At 54.6% G+C, this 15,760-nt stretch carries 12 protein-coding genes; all 12 read right to left on the reverse strand.

Annotated features, from left to right (window positions below; all coding sequences use genetic code 11):
* Window positions 1-594: 594 nt before the first annotated feature.
* Complete coding sequence (locus tag FBY12_RS16700) at window positions 595-987, reverse strand: hypothetical protein (RefSeq protein ID WP_256663328.1); 393 nt, start codon at window positions 985-987, stop codon at window positions 595-597.
* A 25-nt stretch (window positions 988-1,012) separates the two neighbouring features.
* The gene (locus FBY12_RS16705; protein WP_145254095.1) at window positions 1,013-1,624 is read right to left on the reverse strand and encodes a hypothetical protein; all 612 of its coding nucleotides are present in this window, start codon (window positions 1,622-1,624) and stop codon (window positions 1,013-1,015) included.
* Entirely contained in the window at window positions 1,624-2,823 is a 1,200-nt protein-coding gene (locus tag FBY12_RS16710; protein ID WP_145254097.1) for a hypothetical protein, read from the reverse strand. The genes FBY12_RS16705 and FBY12_RS16710 overlap by 1 nt, the downstream gene beginning before the upstream one ends.
* Before the next feature lie 61 nt (window positions 2,824-2,884).
* Window positions 2,885-3,391, reverse strand: coding sequence for a hypothetical protein (locus FBY12_RS16715; protein WP_145254100.1), 507 nt, complete (start codon window positions 3,389-3,391; stop codon window positions 2,885-2,887).
* Window positions 3,388-5,637, reverse strand: a complete 2,250-nt coding sequence (locus FBY12_RS16720) for a M23 family metallopeptidase (protein ID WP_145254103.1) — start codon at window positions 5,635-5,637, stop codon at window positions 3,388-3,390. The genes FBY12_RS16715 and FBY12_RS16720 overlap by 4 nt, the downstream gene beginning before the upstream one ends.
* Before the next feature lie 49 nt (window positions 5,638-5,686).
* Window positions 5,687-7,732, reverse strand: a complete 2,046-nt coding sequence (gene tssI, locus FBY12_RS16725; protein ID WP_145254108.1) for a type VI secretion system tip protein TssI/VgrG — start codon at window positions 7,730-7,732, stop codon at window positions 5,687-5,689.
* A gap of 28 nt (window positions 7,733-7,760) precedes the next feature.
* The gene (locus FBY12_RS16730; protein ID WP_178111770.1) at window positions 7,761-8,777 is read right to left on the reverse strand and encodes a serine/threonine-protein kinase; all 1,017 of its coding nucleotides are present in this window, start codon (window positions 8,775-8,777) and stop codon (window positions 7,761-7,763) included.
* The gene (locus tag FBY12_RS16735; protein WP_092276077.1) at window positions 8,774-9,502 is read right to left on the reverse strand and encodes a PP2C family serine/threonine-protein phosphatase; all 729 of its coding nucleotides are present in this window, start codon (window positions 9,500-9,502) and stop codon (window positions 8,774-8,776) included. The genes FBY12_RS16730 and FBY12_RS16735 overlap by 4 nt, the downstream gene beginning before the upstream one ends.
* Entirely contained in the window at window positions 9,502-13,029 is a 3,528-nt protein-coding gene (tssM, locus tag FBY12_RS16740) for a type VI secretion system membrane subunit TssM (protein ID WP_145254111.1), read from the reverse strand. Before tssM ends, FBY12_RS16735 begins: the two co-directional genes overlap by 1 nt.
* A gap of 13 nt (window positions 13,030-13,042) precedes the next feature.
* The gene (gene icmH / locus FBY12_RS16745; protein ID WP_145254114.1) at window positions 13,043-13,918 is read right to left on the reverse strand and encodes a type IVB secretion system protein IcmH/DotU; all 876 of its coding nucleotides are present in this window, start codon (window positions 13,916-13,918) and stop codon (window positions 13,043-13,045) included.
* A gap of 5 nt (window positions 13,919-13,923) precedes the next feature.
* A complete protein-coding gene (gene tssK, locus FBY12_RS16750; protein WP_092276068.1) occupies window positions 13,924-15,255 on the reverse strand; it encodes a type VI secretion system baseplate subunit TssK in 1,332 nt (443 codons plus the stop codon).
* Window positions 15,256-15,257: 2 nt separating this feature from the next.
* Window positions 15,258-15,758 (reverse strand): type VI secretion system lipoprotein TssJ, encoded by a 501-nt coding sequence (gene tssJ, locus FBY12_RS16755; protein ID WP_092276065.1) that lies wholly within the window; start codon window positions 15,756-15,758, stop codon window positions 15,258-15,260.
* Between the last annotated feature and the right edge of the window lie 2 nt (window positions 15,759-15,760).

Here is a 15,760-nt window from a genome sequence, read left to right on the forward strand (position 1 = left end):
GAGCAAAATCCACCCACTCCGCTTCAGACTCTTGATGCATAACATCGTCAACCGCATATCTGTAAATGTACTTACCCTGACTATTAAAACACCCGGAATCACTCAAGCTCTTCTCGAAGAGGACCGGTTCTATAATAAAAGCGTTCTCTTCAGTCCAAACATCTGAGCTTAATTTAACACGCGAAACCATATCACCATAACAAACACCACTTTCAGCTTTAATGTTCAACTGAAATCCGTGAACCTCCGGAATTATAACGCCACATGCTTTCAGAGTTTCTGACCTGACAATCGCTGAATATTCAAAAAAAGTCAGGGCAATGGCCACTAAAAATATATTTTTTTCATTACACAGCTTTTTAAAGAGAACAAATAAATCCATACCCTTTCACTTTTTATTGTTCTAGATAAATCTCGCAAAAAAAGGGCCGACCATTTTTAATGTGGCTGCATAATGCATTCCGCTCGCATTTCACTACTCGCCCCACTACTTACTTATCATCATAGTCAACATGATAAGTTTCTGAGCCTTTGAGCAATAACAGAATACGCTTCCTCAGAGCTTGATGTCCTCTTCGTCGCCACATGTATCCATCATAAACACATGATCACTACCAGCTTCAAAACTCTGGCCTCAGCATATTGTTTAGCTACGGAGGCTATACGCCCTGCCGCATAATACTTCAGTGTTGTATTACTACTGACTGAAGTATCCGTATTATATAACTCAAGAAAACGCTTACAGCCTATTATTGCTTGAGCTCGATCTGCGGCTTTTCCAGAAGTTCCACCCCCCGGATCACTCCACAGTCCCCAAGCGAATGAAAGCTCGGCGTTTTTATATGCCTTACTGTCGATTAAATTATAAACACCCGATCTATTAAGCTTCGCACAACCTTCAATTTTGAAAGTTTTCAGTGCTAGATTAAAATCTGTAGCCGATCCAATAAATAAATCTTCCCCTTTTCCACCGATTAAGCCAAACATCCATCTCCCCCTCATTGTAAAAAATCTATTTTTTGCTAGGCGTAATGGCCTCAAATGAAGCCTTAATATCAGATAACTTAGGATCACTTTTCAGGTTAGACCTAGGTACACATGCAGAAAATTTGACCGTGTTATCTTTCATACCCTTAAGCCCATAGAAACAATCGAACCACAGACCTGTTTTATCCAACGAAAATTTATTTTTAGCAGCAGCAATGTCTTCGTCAGAGTTCCAAAGCATAAAAGGAGACATTATTACCCGAACAGCGGCAGAACCCCATGCTAATGAATGGACAATATCCACTGAGCCCGCCTCAGACTCTTGATGTAATGCATCGTCAACGGCGTAGCTGTATATATACTTACCGCTACTATCAAAACGCCCAGAAACATTTAAACTCTTATCAAAACCAACTGACTCAACAATAAAAACGTTCTCTTCCGTCAGTATATCTGGGTTTAAATTAACGCTCGAAACCAAGTCGCCATAGCAAACCCCATTCTCGGCTCTCACGCTCAACTTAAAGCCGGTAATCTCCGGAATTGTAACTCCGCACATATCCAGAGGCTCTGATTGAGCAAAAGATGAAAGCGCACTAAAAGATAGACCACTGAGCAACATGAACAAAATTTTCATTACAATAACCTCTTATGAAAAGCGCTCGGAGGGGGAGAAATCGACTCTGAAAGAAAATAGTATGCATGTTTAAAAAAGTGCCTGCGCCTAGCAAGGTGAAGAGACGCCCTATTAATCTGACGGGTTAAACTTAGAACTTTTGTGTCTGCCGCGGTTTCTCCCGCTGCTGTACTTAGCTCTGTTCCACTGAGAGCGTCAGCCTCTCGATGTATATTCTTTACTCCCCTTAGCACCCAAGGTCCTGCAGGAGTCTTATCTCTTAAATCTTCTTTTACCCAATAATACCCCGCACTATCACAAGCGTTATCCGCCACATCCGAAACATTCAAATGAGCCGTCCCAGAGACAAAATCCTTGCCTCGGTAGACACCGTATTTCGAATAGAGGTCACGCCCAGTCATTTGAATAACACCTCGTCCAATATATTTTGGGCCGTCCCCGGGACTGCAATTACCAATAGGAGATAAGTTCAGCATCCCTGGTCCCCACTCGGGAACGGCTCTTTGAATGGTAACGTTACACCGCCCCTCATAGCCGCGGGTGAAATAGTCCGTATTCCCATATTCTCGTGTAGTTCTCAGTAGATCAGTTTCAGTCAATACTTGTGAAAACAACGCTGAAATTCTTTCGGAAGTAGAAAAATTATACTTCCTCATCATTTTGTTGAGGCTCAAATGCATCCCCGCAGGACGATATCCCTGCTGTGAACTCACTCCGTCAACTGTGAGCCTTGTTGTGACAGTTTCATTATCTACCTCACCCGGCGCATCTGCTCTGCGTGTAGGTATTATTTGCATCATTTCGTTCAAACTTAGCCAGCCACATTGTCTGAATAGCGCTATAAACTGTTTTGGCGGAAAATGCCAGTGTTCGGCTTCAATCCCCTCTAAGTTAGCCTCCTCCCAGAACGCCAAAGCTTCATAGTGAACTTTTAGGCGTTCATAAACCTCATTCGAAACAATGGGTGTCTCGCCATCTTTTAACCAGTTAAATCTATCGGAAAAGTTATCTTTCTTCCACTCGGTCGGGAACTTACATACCAATCGACTTATCTTCGTATACATTTCAGGCTGACTTAATATCGCCCGACATCTCTCCCGTTCTTCGGAAGTTACTGGTGCGTTTTCAACACTAAGCAAACTCAAAATTGATTTAGATTGGCAGCGACCATCTCCGTTAGTATCATCATCTATCAACATCCATTATTTAAATGGCGGTCGAATAATGCATTCCGTCCCATTTCAGTATTCGCCCAATTATTTACTCATCACCAGATTCAACATGATAAGTTTTTGAGCCTTTAAGCAACAACAGCATACGCTTTCTCAGAGCTTTGATATCCTCTTCGTTGCCACATTTATCTATCATAAACACATGATCACGACCAGCTTCAAATACTGCATTAAAACAGTATGAGTTAGAATAATATATTCCTTCCCACCCAGACCAATTCGTCCCAGAAATATGACTAGCTTTTGATAGCGGCTGCATCCCTGTACCGATTTTTAATCCGTCAGCCTCCTGCACAAAACCGGTGGCCACTGCGTCTGTAAAACTCATAGCTGCGCAGCTCATTTGTATATTTTGTGATCTACCATCTTTATATTTGTACTTAGCAAATGAAATGCCATCATCGGTCTTGAAAAATGAAATTCCAGGAGAGTCCTTCACTTCCATTACACAGCCTTTGCTTTGCACAACCAGAGTTTCACTGGCGTGCACAAAAAAAAGCGAACTTAACAGATACAAAAAAACCAACCTGATCATTTTTTCTGCCTTTTTACAAAGGATGGAATTGGCAATAGATCTTCTTCAGCATTATCACTTTCATACAATAGATTCATTACAATTGACTGAACATTAGTGAACACGTCTCGCCTCGCGGGAAGTCCATTCATTTTTTTTGTTGATGTAGGACTTCCGGCATTTATATGCAGCCCAACCCGGTCTAACGTAGGATTACTAAATCGGCTTTCAGAGCTGAGTTTACCGTTACACTTTTTTGCTTTCCAGTCATAATCATGGCAAACTTCCAATTGCAATTTCTTATTATCGGTGATTGGATCACTTGTTCTATTAGCTCTATTATCCGCCCACCAAAAACCCGCGCTTTCAGCCCGATCGTAAGACTCAACTTCAACTTTATCTCTCCAAACGATATTCTGAGTTTCGTTACTTATCGCTCGCCCTCTATGCTTGAAGTATTTTATATAGGCATCTCGGTGAGTTATCTGAATAATACCCCTTCCATACCAATCACCATATGGTTTATCTTTTCCTGCCCCATCCTCTGCAAACTTTGAAAAATAACCGGACTCTGCCAACCCGTTCGCCACAAACTGACTTACACGTTGCGCCGTAACAATTAAATATTTTCGCATCACTCTATTAAGTGAAATCTTTATAAGCGAAGCCCTTTCAAAAGCATTCGCATATGCAATATTTGATCGAGCCAGTATTTTACTTTTATGATCCTCTTCAATAAAAGAGCGAGGGATACATTGCACCAACTCATTCTCACTTAACCACAGGCACTTACCGAAAGCCGCTACAAATTCCTTAGGCGGGAAATGCCAGTGCTTTGATTCGATCCCTATCAAGCCCGCCTCTTCCCAGAAAGCCATGGACTCTTGGTGAGCCTTCAGTTTTTCGTAATCCCTGCGAGGCATTGGCGGACCCAATTCCGACTCTTGGAGCAACCATCCATAACGAGTTTCAAAATCATTTTTGCCCCATTCGCTTGGAAACTTAAATATGCACCTCTTAAGCTTTTGCTTGGAACTTTCCTTTTCAATAATCTCTTGATTATGCTTCTTTATACGATAACTCTTACTTAAAACATGCTCCCCCTCAAGTTTAGTAGGCGCGTATTTGAAGTCAGGGGACTTTGAGGCTTCGGCGATACCCTTTTGTGGAGGGAATAAAGGATCCTCATCTAGCTTCAACAAAGTACGTAAATACGGCGACTGACAATGACTGTCTTCATCAGTGTCATCGTCAATTAACTTCCACCCTTGCCATTGAGGGAAATCGGCATCACTAAAACAGGTAACAGTGCTACTATTTAAATTAAACCATCCCGTCCCATCAGGAAATGCAATCTGACGCCAATGCGCCGCGTTTTCCGGCACTAGTTTATCAGGGCCCAGAACACGACCAAAACGAAGTAATTCATAGCCTGCACTTGGGCAACCAGCAAAACGAGCCGTTGCTTTTTTATAAAGGTCGTATTCGAAATCTTTTTCTTCTTTTTGCTCGCCGATGCATTCACCATCAAGTGTGTAAGTTCTCAGCACGCATTGCCCTTGGCTATAACTCATGCGTACAAATAGATCTTCCGCCGGACGACGCACACAACTCGTTGCATTATTCGTATCAGTCCACGAACTAGGTCGATCCGCATACCCTATGACCTCTGGAGGCAAATAAAAATACATGTCGCCCCAGCAGCTATCTTTTCTTCCCGGCTTGGTTTGATAAGACAGTTCCCTGTCAGCGCGGCCTATAAGATTTTTAACTTGGCTATCATCCGCGATAATTTCAAAATGAATTTTATTTCTAGCGCCGTAGATTTGCCCAGCCTCACCAATCGCCTCCTTGCGATATATCTGCATGCCCTTCTTCGGCTCTTTCACCGTTACTTTTGAAAGATGCATATAAATCGAGTAGAAAATCACTTTCGAACTTGCACCCTCCCCAATCTCGGTCTCATGCCGAAGAACAATGCAACCATTGTCCGTCCAACCACTGTAATTCAGAGGTGCATTTTCACTCGTATCCACGGGTGATGGCTCGCGGAAGTAGGCCAGCGTGCCATCCGCAATCGCGCGCACTGGCAGCGCACGCCCCTCCTCTGCAGGGGCTTTAAGATGCGTACCACCATGCCAGTTCAAATCAAAGCTAATCGGGAAAAAACCATCACCCGGCTCCCCACACAGCATTGCTCGATTCAAATACGCTTCGTCAGTCTCTCCGGCCATTGGAGCAGGGAGAAATGGAGGGCTAATCAACATAGGTGTGATCCAAATTTAATAAATTCTTCAAATCCATTGAGCGCTGACATTACAGCGATAACAGGTACTTTGTTTTGGGTTTCGGATCTTCTGGTGCGTTCGCTTTTGCCTGATCCATCAAACTCCCCGCCTTATCCGAATCCGCAGCGCCCGGCAGCACCGGCGGTTTAATCCCGATCCCCGTGCCCGAGCCCGCCGACCCGCCCGCATTAATCTTGATCACCGGCCCAACCACCGTAATCCCACCGGCATCCAGCTTGATAAAGCTCCCCCCGGCCTTAACCGTGAGCTCCATCCCCGCCTCAATAACAATCTTGTCCCCAGCCTTCAGATGTATCTCTTTCCCGACACTAGTCAGTTGCGCAGTCCCCAACTTCACATGCTGGTTCTGCCCAATCGTCAGGTGATCATCCATCCGCACTTCACTCTTGCGATCAGCAATGGTGGTGCGATGTTCTTCAGCCTTCAGCTCGGTGTAAGTGTTCTTCTCCACCGTGTCATGCCGCTCATTGCCCACGCGAATCTTCTGATCGTGCTCAATGTTTTCATCCCAATCGCGCTGGGCATGCAGGTAGATCTGTTCCGCGCCTTTTTTGTCTTCGATGCGCAGTTCGTTGTAGCCACCGCCGCCCGGTGAGCTGAGGGTTTTGAACACGGTGCGGGTTTTGTTCGCGGGCAGTTCGTAGGGGACGAGGTTTTCCTTGTGGTACAGGCAACCGGTCACCAGCGGCTGGTCGGGGTCGCCTTCGAGGAAGGTGACGAGCACTTCCATGCCGATGCGCGGGATGGCGATGGCGCCGTAGCGGTCGCCGGCCCAGCTTGATGAAACGCGCATCCAGCAGCTGGTTTTGTCGTCAGCCTGGCCTTCGCGGTCCCAGTGGAATTGCACTTTGACGCGGCCGTATTGGTCGCAGTGGATTTCTTCGCCCTTGGGGCCGGTGACCAGCGCGGTTTGGCTGCCGAGCACGCGCGGTTTCGGGTGTCGCAGCGCCGGGCGGTAGAACACGGCCCACGGGGTGGCGAGGAAGTGGTTGCGATAGCCCTGGTGGAAGTCGTCTTTGTTGGCGGTGGTGTCGCTGGTCACCGACTCTTCGAGCACTTGCGGCTGCTTGCCTTCGTGGAAGATTTCGGTGAGCAGCCACAGGTCGTTCCACTCCTGGCGCGGGTGGTCGGACAGTTCCAGGAAATGGCCGCTGACCAGTCGTGTCTGGTCGCCGTTACCCTCGGCTTGTTGATAGTCGGCGCGGTGTCTTTCGAGGGCGCGTTGGCTGAGGAATTTGCCGCGCGCGCGGTCGATGAAACGGCCCGGGTAGTCGTAGTCTTCCAGGTCCGGCTCGGTACTTTCGCCGTCAGGTTTGTAGGCGGATTCGAGTTGCAGGCGTGGTTTTTCGAAGTCGTAGTCGCGACGGGTGACGCGGCCGGTGCGGGTCTCCAGACGCAGTTTGAAACCTTTGATCACCGGCTCGTCGGCGACCATGCCGCTGCCCTGCACGTACGCGGTGGGCTGGCCGAGTTTCGGGAACACGGTCTGGTCGTCGCCGAACACCAGCAAGTGGCCCTCGGGCGTGTGCTGGAAGTGGTAGTGAATGCCTTCTTCTTCGCACAGGCGCTGGACGAAGTGCAGGTCAGTTTCGTCGTACTGCACGCAGTAGTCGCGGTCGGGGCAGGTTTCGTTGAGCTGGAAGCTGTAGGTATTGCCCTTGATCCCGTGTTCTTCGAGGATCAGCGCGATGATTTTCGGCGCCGACATCTGCTGGTAGATGCGCTGATTGGTGCGGTGATGCAGGTATTGCAGGTGCGGCACCAGGGAGATTTTGTAGCGTGTGAGGCGTTTGCCAGCATCGCCCTGAGCGACGCGGTAGATCTGGCCGTGGATGCCGGAGCCCTGCGGATCGAAGGCCAGAAAAGCCTGCTTGTGCAGGAGTTTTTCGAGGTCCAGATCAGGGTTTTCGCTGACCAGTTCGAGGTCGAAGCGATACGGCTGGCTGATGCCTTCGGTGCCGCTGAACGACAGCACTTGCAGGTTGCCGATGTTGTCGCTTTCAGCGCCCTCGATGGTCAGGCTGAAATGCGTTTCGTTAGCTGGGTTGAACATTGTGTGCTCCCTGTTCGGATGTCATCCGTTACGCCCGAAGTCGCAGACGTTGCAGCAAAGACGAGGTGACGCCCAGGGCGTCGCGTAATTGAGCGGCGGTGATGGTGCGATCAGCCGCGTTGAAGGTCAGCGCTTTTCGCAGGGCTGGCCAACAGTGTTTCGGTAGGTTTCGCGGTGCGTGCAGTTCGCGCTGCAGGTGTTCATCGCGGGCCTGGTTCGAGGGCAAGCGGCGGAACGGGTGTTTGCCGCCGGCCAGTTCGTAGAGCACGCAGGCCACGCCGTAGACATCGGCGCTGGCGGTCAGCGGCTGGCCTTCAAGCAATTCCGGCGCGGCGTAGCCGGGGGTCCAGGCATTAAAACGGTTGCGGCTCAGGTGCGGCAGGCCGGGCAAGATGCCCTCTTCCGCCTGGCCGAGACCGAAGTCGAACAGGCGCACACCTTCTTCGCTGAGCATGACGTTGCTCGGTTTCATGTCACCGTGCAGCACGCCGCGAGCGTGGGCATAGGCCAGCGCGTCGAGCAGCGGCAGCGCGATGTCGCGCAGTTCTTTCCACGGCATGCCCACGGGCCGCTCGCAGAGTAATTTGTCCAGGGTCAGCCCACGCATGAGTTCCATGGTGATGAAGGCGCGCTGGCAGTCGGTGTCGACTTCAAAAGTGTGAAAGCGCAGCACGTGGTCGTGGCGCAAGCGTCGGGTCAGGGCGAACTCGCTGTAAAGCAAGGCACTGGCGTCCGGCGATTCGGCAAATTCTTCGCTGAGGATTTTCAGCGCGATGTAGGGGTCGGGATCGCCGAACTGTTCGCTCAGCAAGTCCCGTGCGCGGTAAACCGCGCCCATGCCACCGGCACCCAGCAGGCGCTCGATGCGATAACGGCCAGCGAGCACGTCGGGCAGTTGGCCGACGCTGGCCCGTGTCGGCGCCAGCGCAGGTTCAGCCTTGTGCGGCGCTCCTTTCAGAGGCTTGGCGAACGCGAAGTACGTGAGGTTGTTGGCCTCTTCTTCGCTCACCAGCAAGTCGTCGATCGGTGGCATGAGTTCAGTCATTTACGGATTACCACGGCAGTCAGGTTGTCCCGCGCCGAGCCACGCAGGGCGCCGTCGAACAGACGCTCCAGCGCAACGTGCGGCGCGGTCAGGCTCAGGGCGTTACCCAAGGCATCGCTGCTGAGCCCTTGGTACAAACCGTCGCTGCACAACAGAAACGTATCGCCGGGATAAACCTCGAGTTCGAGCACGTCCAGGGTCAGCACCTCGGCCGCCCCGACCGCGCGGGTCAAGGCATGCGCCGAAGGATGCGCCTTGGCTTGCTCGACGCTCATGTTTTGCTCGTCGATCAATTGCTGTTGCAGCGAATGGTCCTTGGACAGCTGATACAAACGCTGGCCGCGCCACAGGTAACAACGGCTGTCGCCGGCCCAGATGCACGCCGCGCGACTACCTTCAACCAGCAGCGCCACCACGGTGCTGCCCATGATGCTGTCGTGGCGCCCGGCCGTGACGGTCAACTCCTGGCCCAAGCGGCGGTTCAACCAGTGCAGGCACTGGCGAATGCCTTTGAGCCGTTCATCGAAGTCGTCCTGCGCCGGCAATTCCGCCAGGCTGGCGACGATCAACTGGCTGGCAATGTCGCCACCCTGATGACCGCCCATGCCATCCGCGACCACCCACAGCCCCTGCTGCGGCGAGTCGAGGAAGGCATCTTCGTTGCGCGCCCGAACCTTGCCGGCGTCGGTACGCGCAGCGCTGCGCCAGGGACTGGCAACCTGCATCAGAGCTGCACCGGCATACGGAAGGTGCGCAGCACGCCCATGTCGAACGGGTTCGGCGTGCGTTGGCTCGACAGCAGATAGTTGGCGCGCAAGCCACCGACGTCTGCTTTGAGGACCAGCACATCACGCCCGGTCAGGTACTCGGTCTGCATCAGATCGAACAGACGGAACAGCGACCATGGGCCGGTGTTCTTCTCGATACCAATCGGGCGGCCGGCCATTTTGTCGAGGACCAGGCTAGTGCGCCCGTCTTCAGCATCGGTCGGCCATTTGAAGGCCATCGGCAGGATCGGGCCGTGGCGGTATTCCATGGTTTTGTCGCCAAACTTGAACTCGGAACGGCTGACGGCCGGGTCGAGGGTGTACGGCTCCAGTTTGAATTGCACCTGCGGCTCGGCCGGGTTTTCGGCGAAGAAGCTCTGGCGAATGGTTTGCGCCGCGGCCATCTGGTCGAGGTAAACCTTGGAGACCGGCAGGCTGTGGCCATCGACGCTGCGCATCCGGTAGTTGCCCGGTTCACCGCTGACAAAGGGGCGCATGTAGCTGTCGAAGAAACGATCGACGATGCCCTGAGCCTTGAAGAACTCGCGGAAGTCGTTGATCGCCACGTCGCTGGTGCTGTGGGCGCTGAACGGATAACGCTTGTTGATCGCCTTGCCGTAGAAGCTGTACAGCTCGCTCTGATAACGCTGGTTCAGGTACTGGTAGGAATCGTTGAGCACCAGACGCCAGGTGTCTTCGGCCAACACGTTAAACCAGACGCTGACCGGACGCGGCAGGCGCCCCGAGGCATTACGCAAGTTGCTCAGCGCATCGCGCTGGCCACTCATGCGCGTCTTGGCCATTTCAAACGCGGCTTGCTCCGGCGCACTGGCACGCGCGAGGCTCGACAGTTGCAGTTGCAGGTCGTTGAGCGCTTGCAGTGCCGGGGTCAGATCAGCGGCCGGGCCGTTGTTGTCATCAAGCAAACGGTGCAGCGGTTCGAAGCGACGTTGCAGGGATTTCTTCGAGGTGTCCGGCAGGTTTTTCGCCAGGGCATCGGATGCCTTGTCTGCTGCGGACGCTGCGAGTTTGCCCAGTTTGCCGCCCTTCTCACCGAGTTTTTCAGCCGCTTCGGCGGCTTCATCGGCGCTGTCGGCGATGACCGGGAAACGGGTGTTTTCGCGCACTTCGACCAGCAGTTGCAGGATCGGCGAGTTCGACGAGGTCAGGCCCGCCAGTTGCTCGGCGCCCTCAGCCGCGTCGTTGATCGGCGGCAATGCGACTTGGCCGACGGCTTCGCTCCAGAAGTTGGCGTAGTCGCGGAAATAAAGTTGCTCCAGTTCGACCATCAAACGACGCAAGTCCATGCCGCTGATACCCGAGCCTTCGCCCAGCACCCAGTTGTCGCGCAGGATATCGGTGACCAGCGCAGAACCCTGGACCGAGAAATACTGCTGATAACCCTGTTGCGTGTAGAAGCCCGGAATCACGTAGTCAGTGCCGATAAACAGCGCAGCCTGCGGACCCATGTGTTGGCTCAAACGGTATTCCGGCAGGTTGCGCGCCTGCTCACGGAGCATGCGGTAAACCACGTTTGCCAGCGACTCGCTGCGCAACACCTGACGTGCCTGCGCGACCAGTTGATCGTTGAGCGGATAGATGAACGGCTGTTTGAGCAAGCGCTCGAAGTGCGTGTTCAAACCGTTCTGCACCGCAGTGTTGCCGGCGTAGCGCAGGGACCAGTCGCTAGCGACCCAATCCTTGAGCCAGCCTGCGTCGCGGCGATCTTTCATGTTCAGCATCAGGTACGCGCGCAGGCTATTGAGCAGACGTTCGCGGTCCTGCATGTTGGCGCGGATCTGCCCTTCCAGCAGCGTCGCGACCCGTGGCAACAGTTGCGCTTCGAGCTCCCGCTCGTAGGCCGCTTTCACCACTGGGTTGGCTTCTTCGCCCTGATACAAACCGCCGCGCTCGTGGTAACTCACATCGCCCTTGTTGGGGAAAACCTGAGTCGCCGCGTAGCTGCTGTCGAGGGTTTTGAGCACGGCCATGGAGTCATCACGCGGGCTCAAAGCCGAGCGCGATTGTGTCCAGTTTTGTGCGAGGGTGCGCAGGTTTTCCAGACGCTCGTAGTTGGCCGAAAAACCGCCCGCCCACAGCAGACCGAACAAGCCCAGCGCCGCCAACGCACCGACGTACAACGCCCGTTGGCCCCAATGAATGCGGCTGCGTTCGCGTTTGTCCAGACCGGCCAGATCGGCCTCGGGGAAAATCACGCGGCTGAGCAGATGGTGAATGAAGCGCGAACGGCCACTGCGCAGCGTCGGCAGAACGCCAGCGTTCATCCCCAGATTGGCGCCGATGCCGGCAGTGGTCTGGTCCATTTCTTCGGTCAGGTGCGGTGCGCTGGTCAGGTAAAAACCGCGCAACTGGCTGACGCGCTGGTAGCGGTTGCCGGTGAACGCCATGTCGACAAACAGGCACAGACGCTCGCCGATCTGCCCCAGTTGATGCGGGAAGTCGAGAATGCGGCCACGGCGCTGGGTGTCGCGCTCCTGGTGCATGCGCATGATCACTTGGCTGTTGAGGCGACGCAGCAGCTCTTCGAATTCGGCGCGCAGCACGGCGACGTCGGTGCCGCTCTGTTCCTTGCGGAAACTGGTGCCAAGCACCTGATCGCTTTCTTCGCGGGTCAGTTGGTCGAAGAACTCATCGAAACCGAGCAACTTGTCAGCCTTGCTCAACACCAGATACACCGGCACATCGACGTGCAGTTTCTGATGCACGTCTTGCAGGCGCGCACGCACGCTACGCGCCAGCGTGTCGAGTTCCTGCTCGGTGTTGCTCAGCAGGGTTTCCACCGGAATGGTCACCAGCACGCCGTTCAACGGACGGTTGCGGCGACGCTTGCGCAGCAGGTCGAGCAAAGTGTTCCAGGCGCTGCCATCTACATCGCCATCCCCCTGGGTCAAGTAGCGGCCAGCGGTGTCGATCAGCACGCCGTGATCGGCGAAATACCAGTCGCAATGACGGGTGCCGAGGGTGTCGCGGGTCAGCTTGCGATCGATCTTGTTGATCGGAAACTCAAGGCCCGAGAAGTCCAGCAGGCTGGTCTTGCCGCTGCTCTGTGGACCGATCAGCAAGTACCAGGGCAAATCACTGCGCCAGCGCTCGCTGCGACCGCGATACAGGCTCGAAGTCTTGAGGGTTTTCAGCGCGTCCTTGAAACGCACTTTCAGCTCTTTCTGCTCTTCGTCGATCAACTCTTCACGGCGGATACGATCCTGGCCGTCTTCGCTGTCTTCGATGGCTTTCTTGCGCACACCGGCGCGCCAGCTGACGAAGACCATCGTCAGGCCCCAGATCAGGAACAGCACACTGATGGTCAGCAAACGGGAGGTCGAACCTTCCCAGAACTTGTAGTCATCGACCGCCAGCAGCGGCCCGACGAACCACACCAGCAGCGCGAGGAACAGCACCACCAGCAAGGTCCAGACCCAGGTCTTGCGCAAGAATGCGCCGATTTTCTTGAAAAACTTTTTCATCACACGTCCCTGTTTACGGCTGCGACTGCGGCTGGACCGCGGCCGGATCAAGCTGCTGATAAGGTTGCAGAACGGTTTCGCGTTGCTCGCTCAATACCCAGGCAAAACCCGAATACATCACGGCCAGGCAAACCACGGTGAACAACACCACCATCCACGCCGGCACGATGCGCACCAGGCTGCGGCGCTGATCGTTCAGGCCTTCCCAGTGCGGCGACAATTCGCGTGGCACGTCGCCGCGCAGTTGACGAATCTGCCGATACAAGGCGTCGCGGATGCCTTCGAGTTCGAGCATGCCGCGGGCCTGCACCCGGTACTTGCCTTCGAAGCCCAGGGACAGGCACAGGTACATCAATTCCAGCATCGGCAGGTGCTTGACCGGGTTTTTCGACAGGCGATCCAGCAGTTGGAAAAACTTCTCGCCGCCGAAGGTTTCGTTGTGGAAGCTGCTGAGCAGGCTCATCTGTGACCACTCGCTTTCGTTGCCCCACGGCGTGGTCACGACGGCTTCGTCGACCACGGTGCAGAGCACGTAACGCGCGGCCATCACTTGGCTGCTTTCGGCGCCGTTGTGCAGCGCGCGCACTTCAAACAGTTTCAGCGCTGAAGTCAGTCGCTCGTTCAGCGCGTACATGTCTTCGCGGGTGTCGCTGTGCTTGAGGCGTACCACTTCCGACAACAGATCGGACGCGGCGGCCACCAGCGAATTGAGGCTGATGTTGAACGCTTCGGCCGGGCGCAGGCGCGCGGCGTAAATCATGCGTTCTTCGAGCTGCTCGAAACGCGGTGGCGCAGCGAAGTCAGTCAACGGACTCGAAGCCGGGCCGTGGCCCTGACGGTCGAGCAGGACGGTTTTATCGTCCTGGTTATGGTCCATGTCCTTGATCATGTCGGTCAGTTCCTGATGGCCCAGAATTTCAGTTCAAGCTCGGCAAATTCGCCCGACACGTGGAACGCGAAGCCGCCGGAGCGCTCCAGTTGTGCCAGGTCTTCGGAACTGAGTTCGAGAATGAAATAGGTTTTGTTGGAGTGGAACGCGATCTGCCGCGGGGCCACCGGCAACGGTTTGACCTTGATGCCGGGCAGATGCAGGTTGACCAGTTGGCGGATGCGCTCCACCGGGCCGACCTTGAGGTGCGCCGGCAAGCGGTGACGCAGTTCTTCGGAGTCACAGTTGGCGCTCGCGGCGAGCACGAACGACGCCGAGCCCAACAGTTTGTGATCGTGCAACGGCGAGACGATGATGCCGTACTGACGTGCTTGCAGAACCAGTTCGATGGCGTGCTGTTCGAGCACCATCGACAGCACCTGACGAATCGCTTCCATCAGTTTGCGGAAGCTCGCGCCCTGGTCGCTGTGCTGGTAACGGCTGTCCAGACGCGGACGTTTGCTGTCGCTGGAGAAAGTCGCCAGATCGCCGAGCATGGTCAGCAACGTGCGGTACAACTCTTCCGGGTGAACCTGTTCCAGGCCAAGGTAATGGCGCAGCAGCAGTTCGGTGCGGTTGATCAGTTGCAGCATCATGAAGTCGCCGACTTCGGCGCCGCCGACCTTGCCGTTCGAGCGAATCCGGTCAGCGATGGTGTCGCCTCGGTGCCCGAGCATGCTGATGACTTCTTTCAGGCACGACAGCAGGTAGCTGGAGGAATGCGCCTGAATGTAGGTCGGCACGAAGTCCGGGTCGAGGCTGATCACGCCGTCGGGCGTGGTGTCGAGGACTTCACAGATTTTCAGTTTGACGTAGGCCTGATCGCTCTGTTGCTCGCCGAGCAGCAGTTTGAAGTCCGGGCGGCCGCAGCTGACCTGGCTCGAAGAATCGTCACCCGCGTTGGAGTCGGCGACTTCGGCTTCATAAGCGGTGTAGCGCGCCAGCACGTCGGATTGCTCCAGACGACGGGCCTCGATGTGGTTGCCGGTAACCAGCGGCAATGCCAGATAGATCGGCGTGTTGCCGGTGTTCGGCGGCACGTCCAGCGCCAGCGGCTCGGTGTTGCCGCCGAGTTCGAACAGGCTGCCGTCCGGCAGAATCCCCGAGGCCTGGCTGATCACCAGTTTGCCCATGTTGAGGAACTGCAAGTCGATGTCGAGGTTCAGGAAACCCCAGGTGTAGCTGCCCAGCAACTGCGTGCGGGTCTTCATCTGGTGGTCGTAATAACGATCGTTGTGCTGGAAGTGCTGCGGCCGCAGCAGCATGCCTTCCTGCCAAATGACTTTGTGCGAATTCATGATCAGTCAACCGCCTTGGCGAGCGTTTCATTGGTGTTGCGGATGCCAGCCTGGTCGAGGGTCAGGTCTGCCTCGGTGAGTTCCACCGGGGTGACTTGCACGGTGTAGCGCCACTTGGTGTCGGTCAGGTCGCGATAGGCTGCGAGGATGCCGACGTAGCGGCTGCCCTCCTCCACGCTGAGCTTGAGCTCGACGGTTTCGCCCGGGCGCAATTCCAGTTCTTCGGTGGCGACCATGTCCGGTGCCAGCGATTCCTTGGCGCGTTCGTAGAGGCTGAAGAAGTCAGCGTTTTCGAAGGCCACCGGGTGCTTGAGTTCGAACAGGCGCACGACAATCGGCGACGGCCGACCGTTGAGGTCCGGGTTCAACTGATCACTGGCGGTCAGCTTCAGGTTGACCTTGGTCACGGTCGAATACGGCGACAGCGACGAGCAGCCGGCCAGCAGCACCAGGGCCGCGAATGCCGTCAGCGTCTTGAAAAAAGCGGTCGAGCAGCGAGACATGC

This window comes from Pseudomonas sp. SJZ131 (assembly GCF_007828705.1).
Taxonomy (GTDB): domain Bacteria; phylum Pseudomonadota; class Gammaproteobacteria; order Pseudomonadales; family Pseudomonadaceae; genus Aquipseudomonas; species Aquipseudomonas prosekii.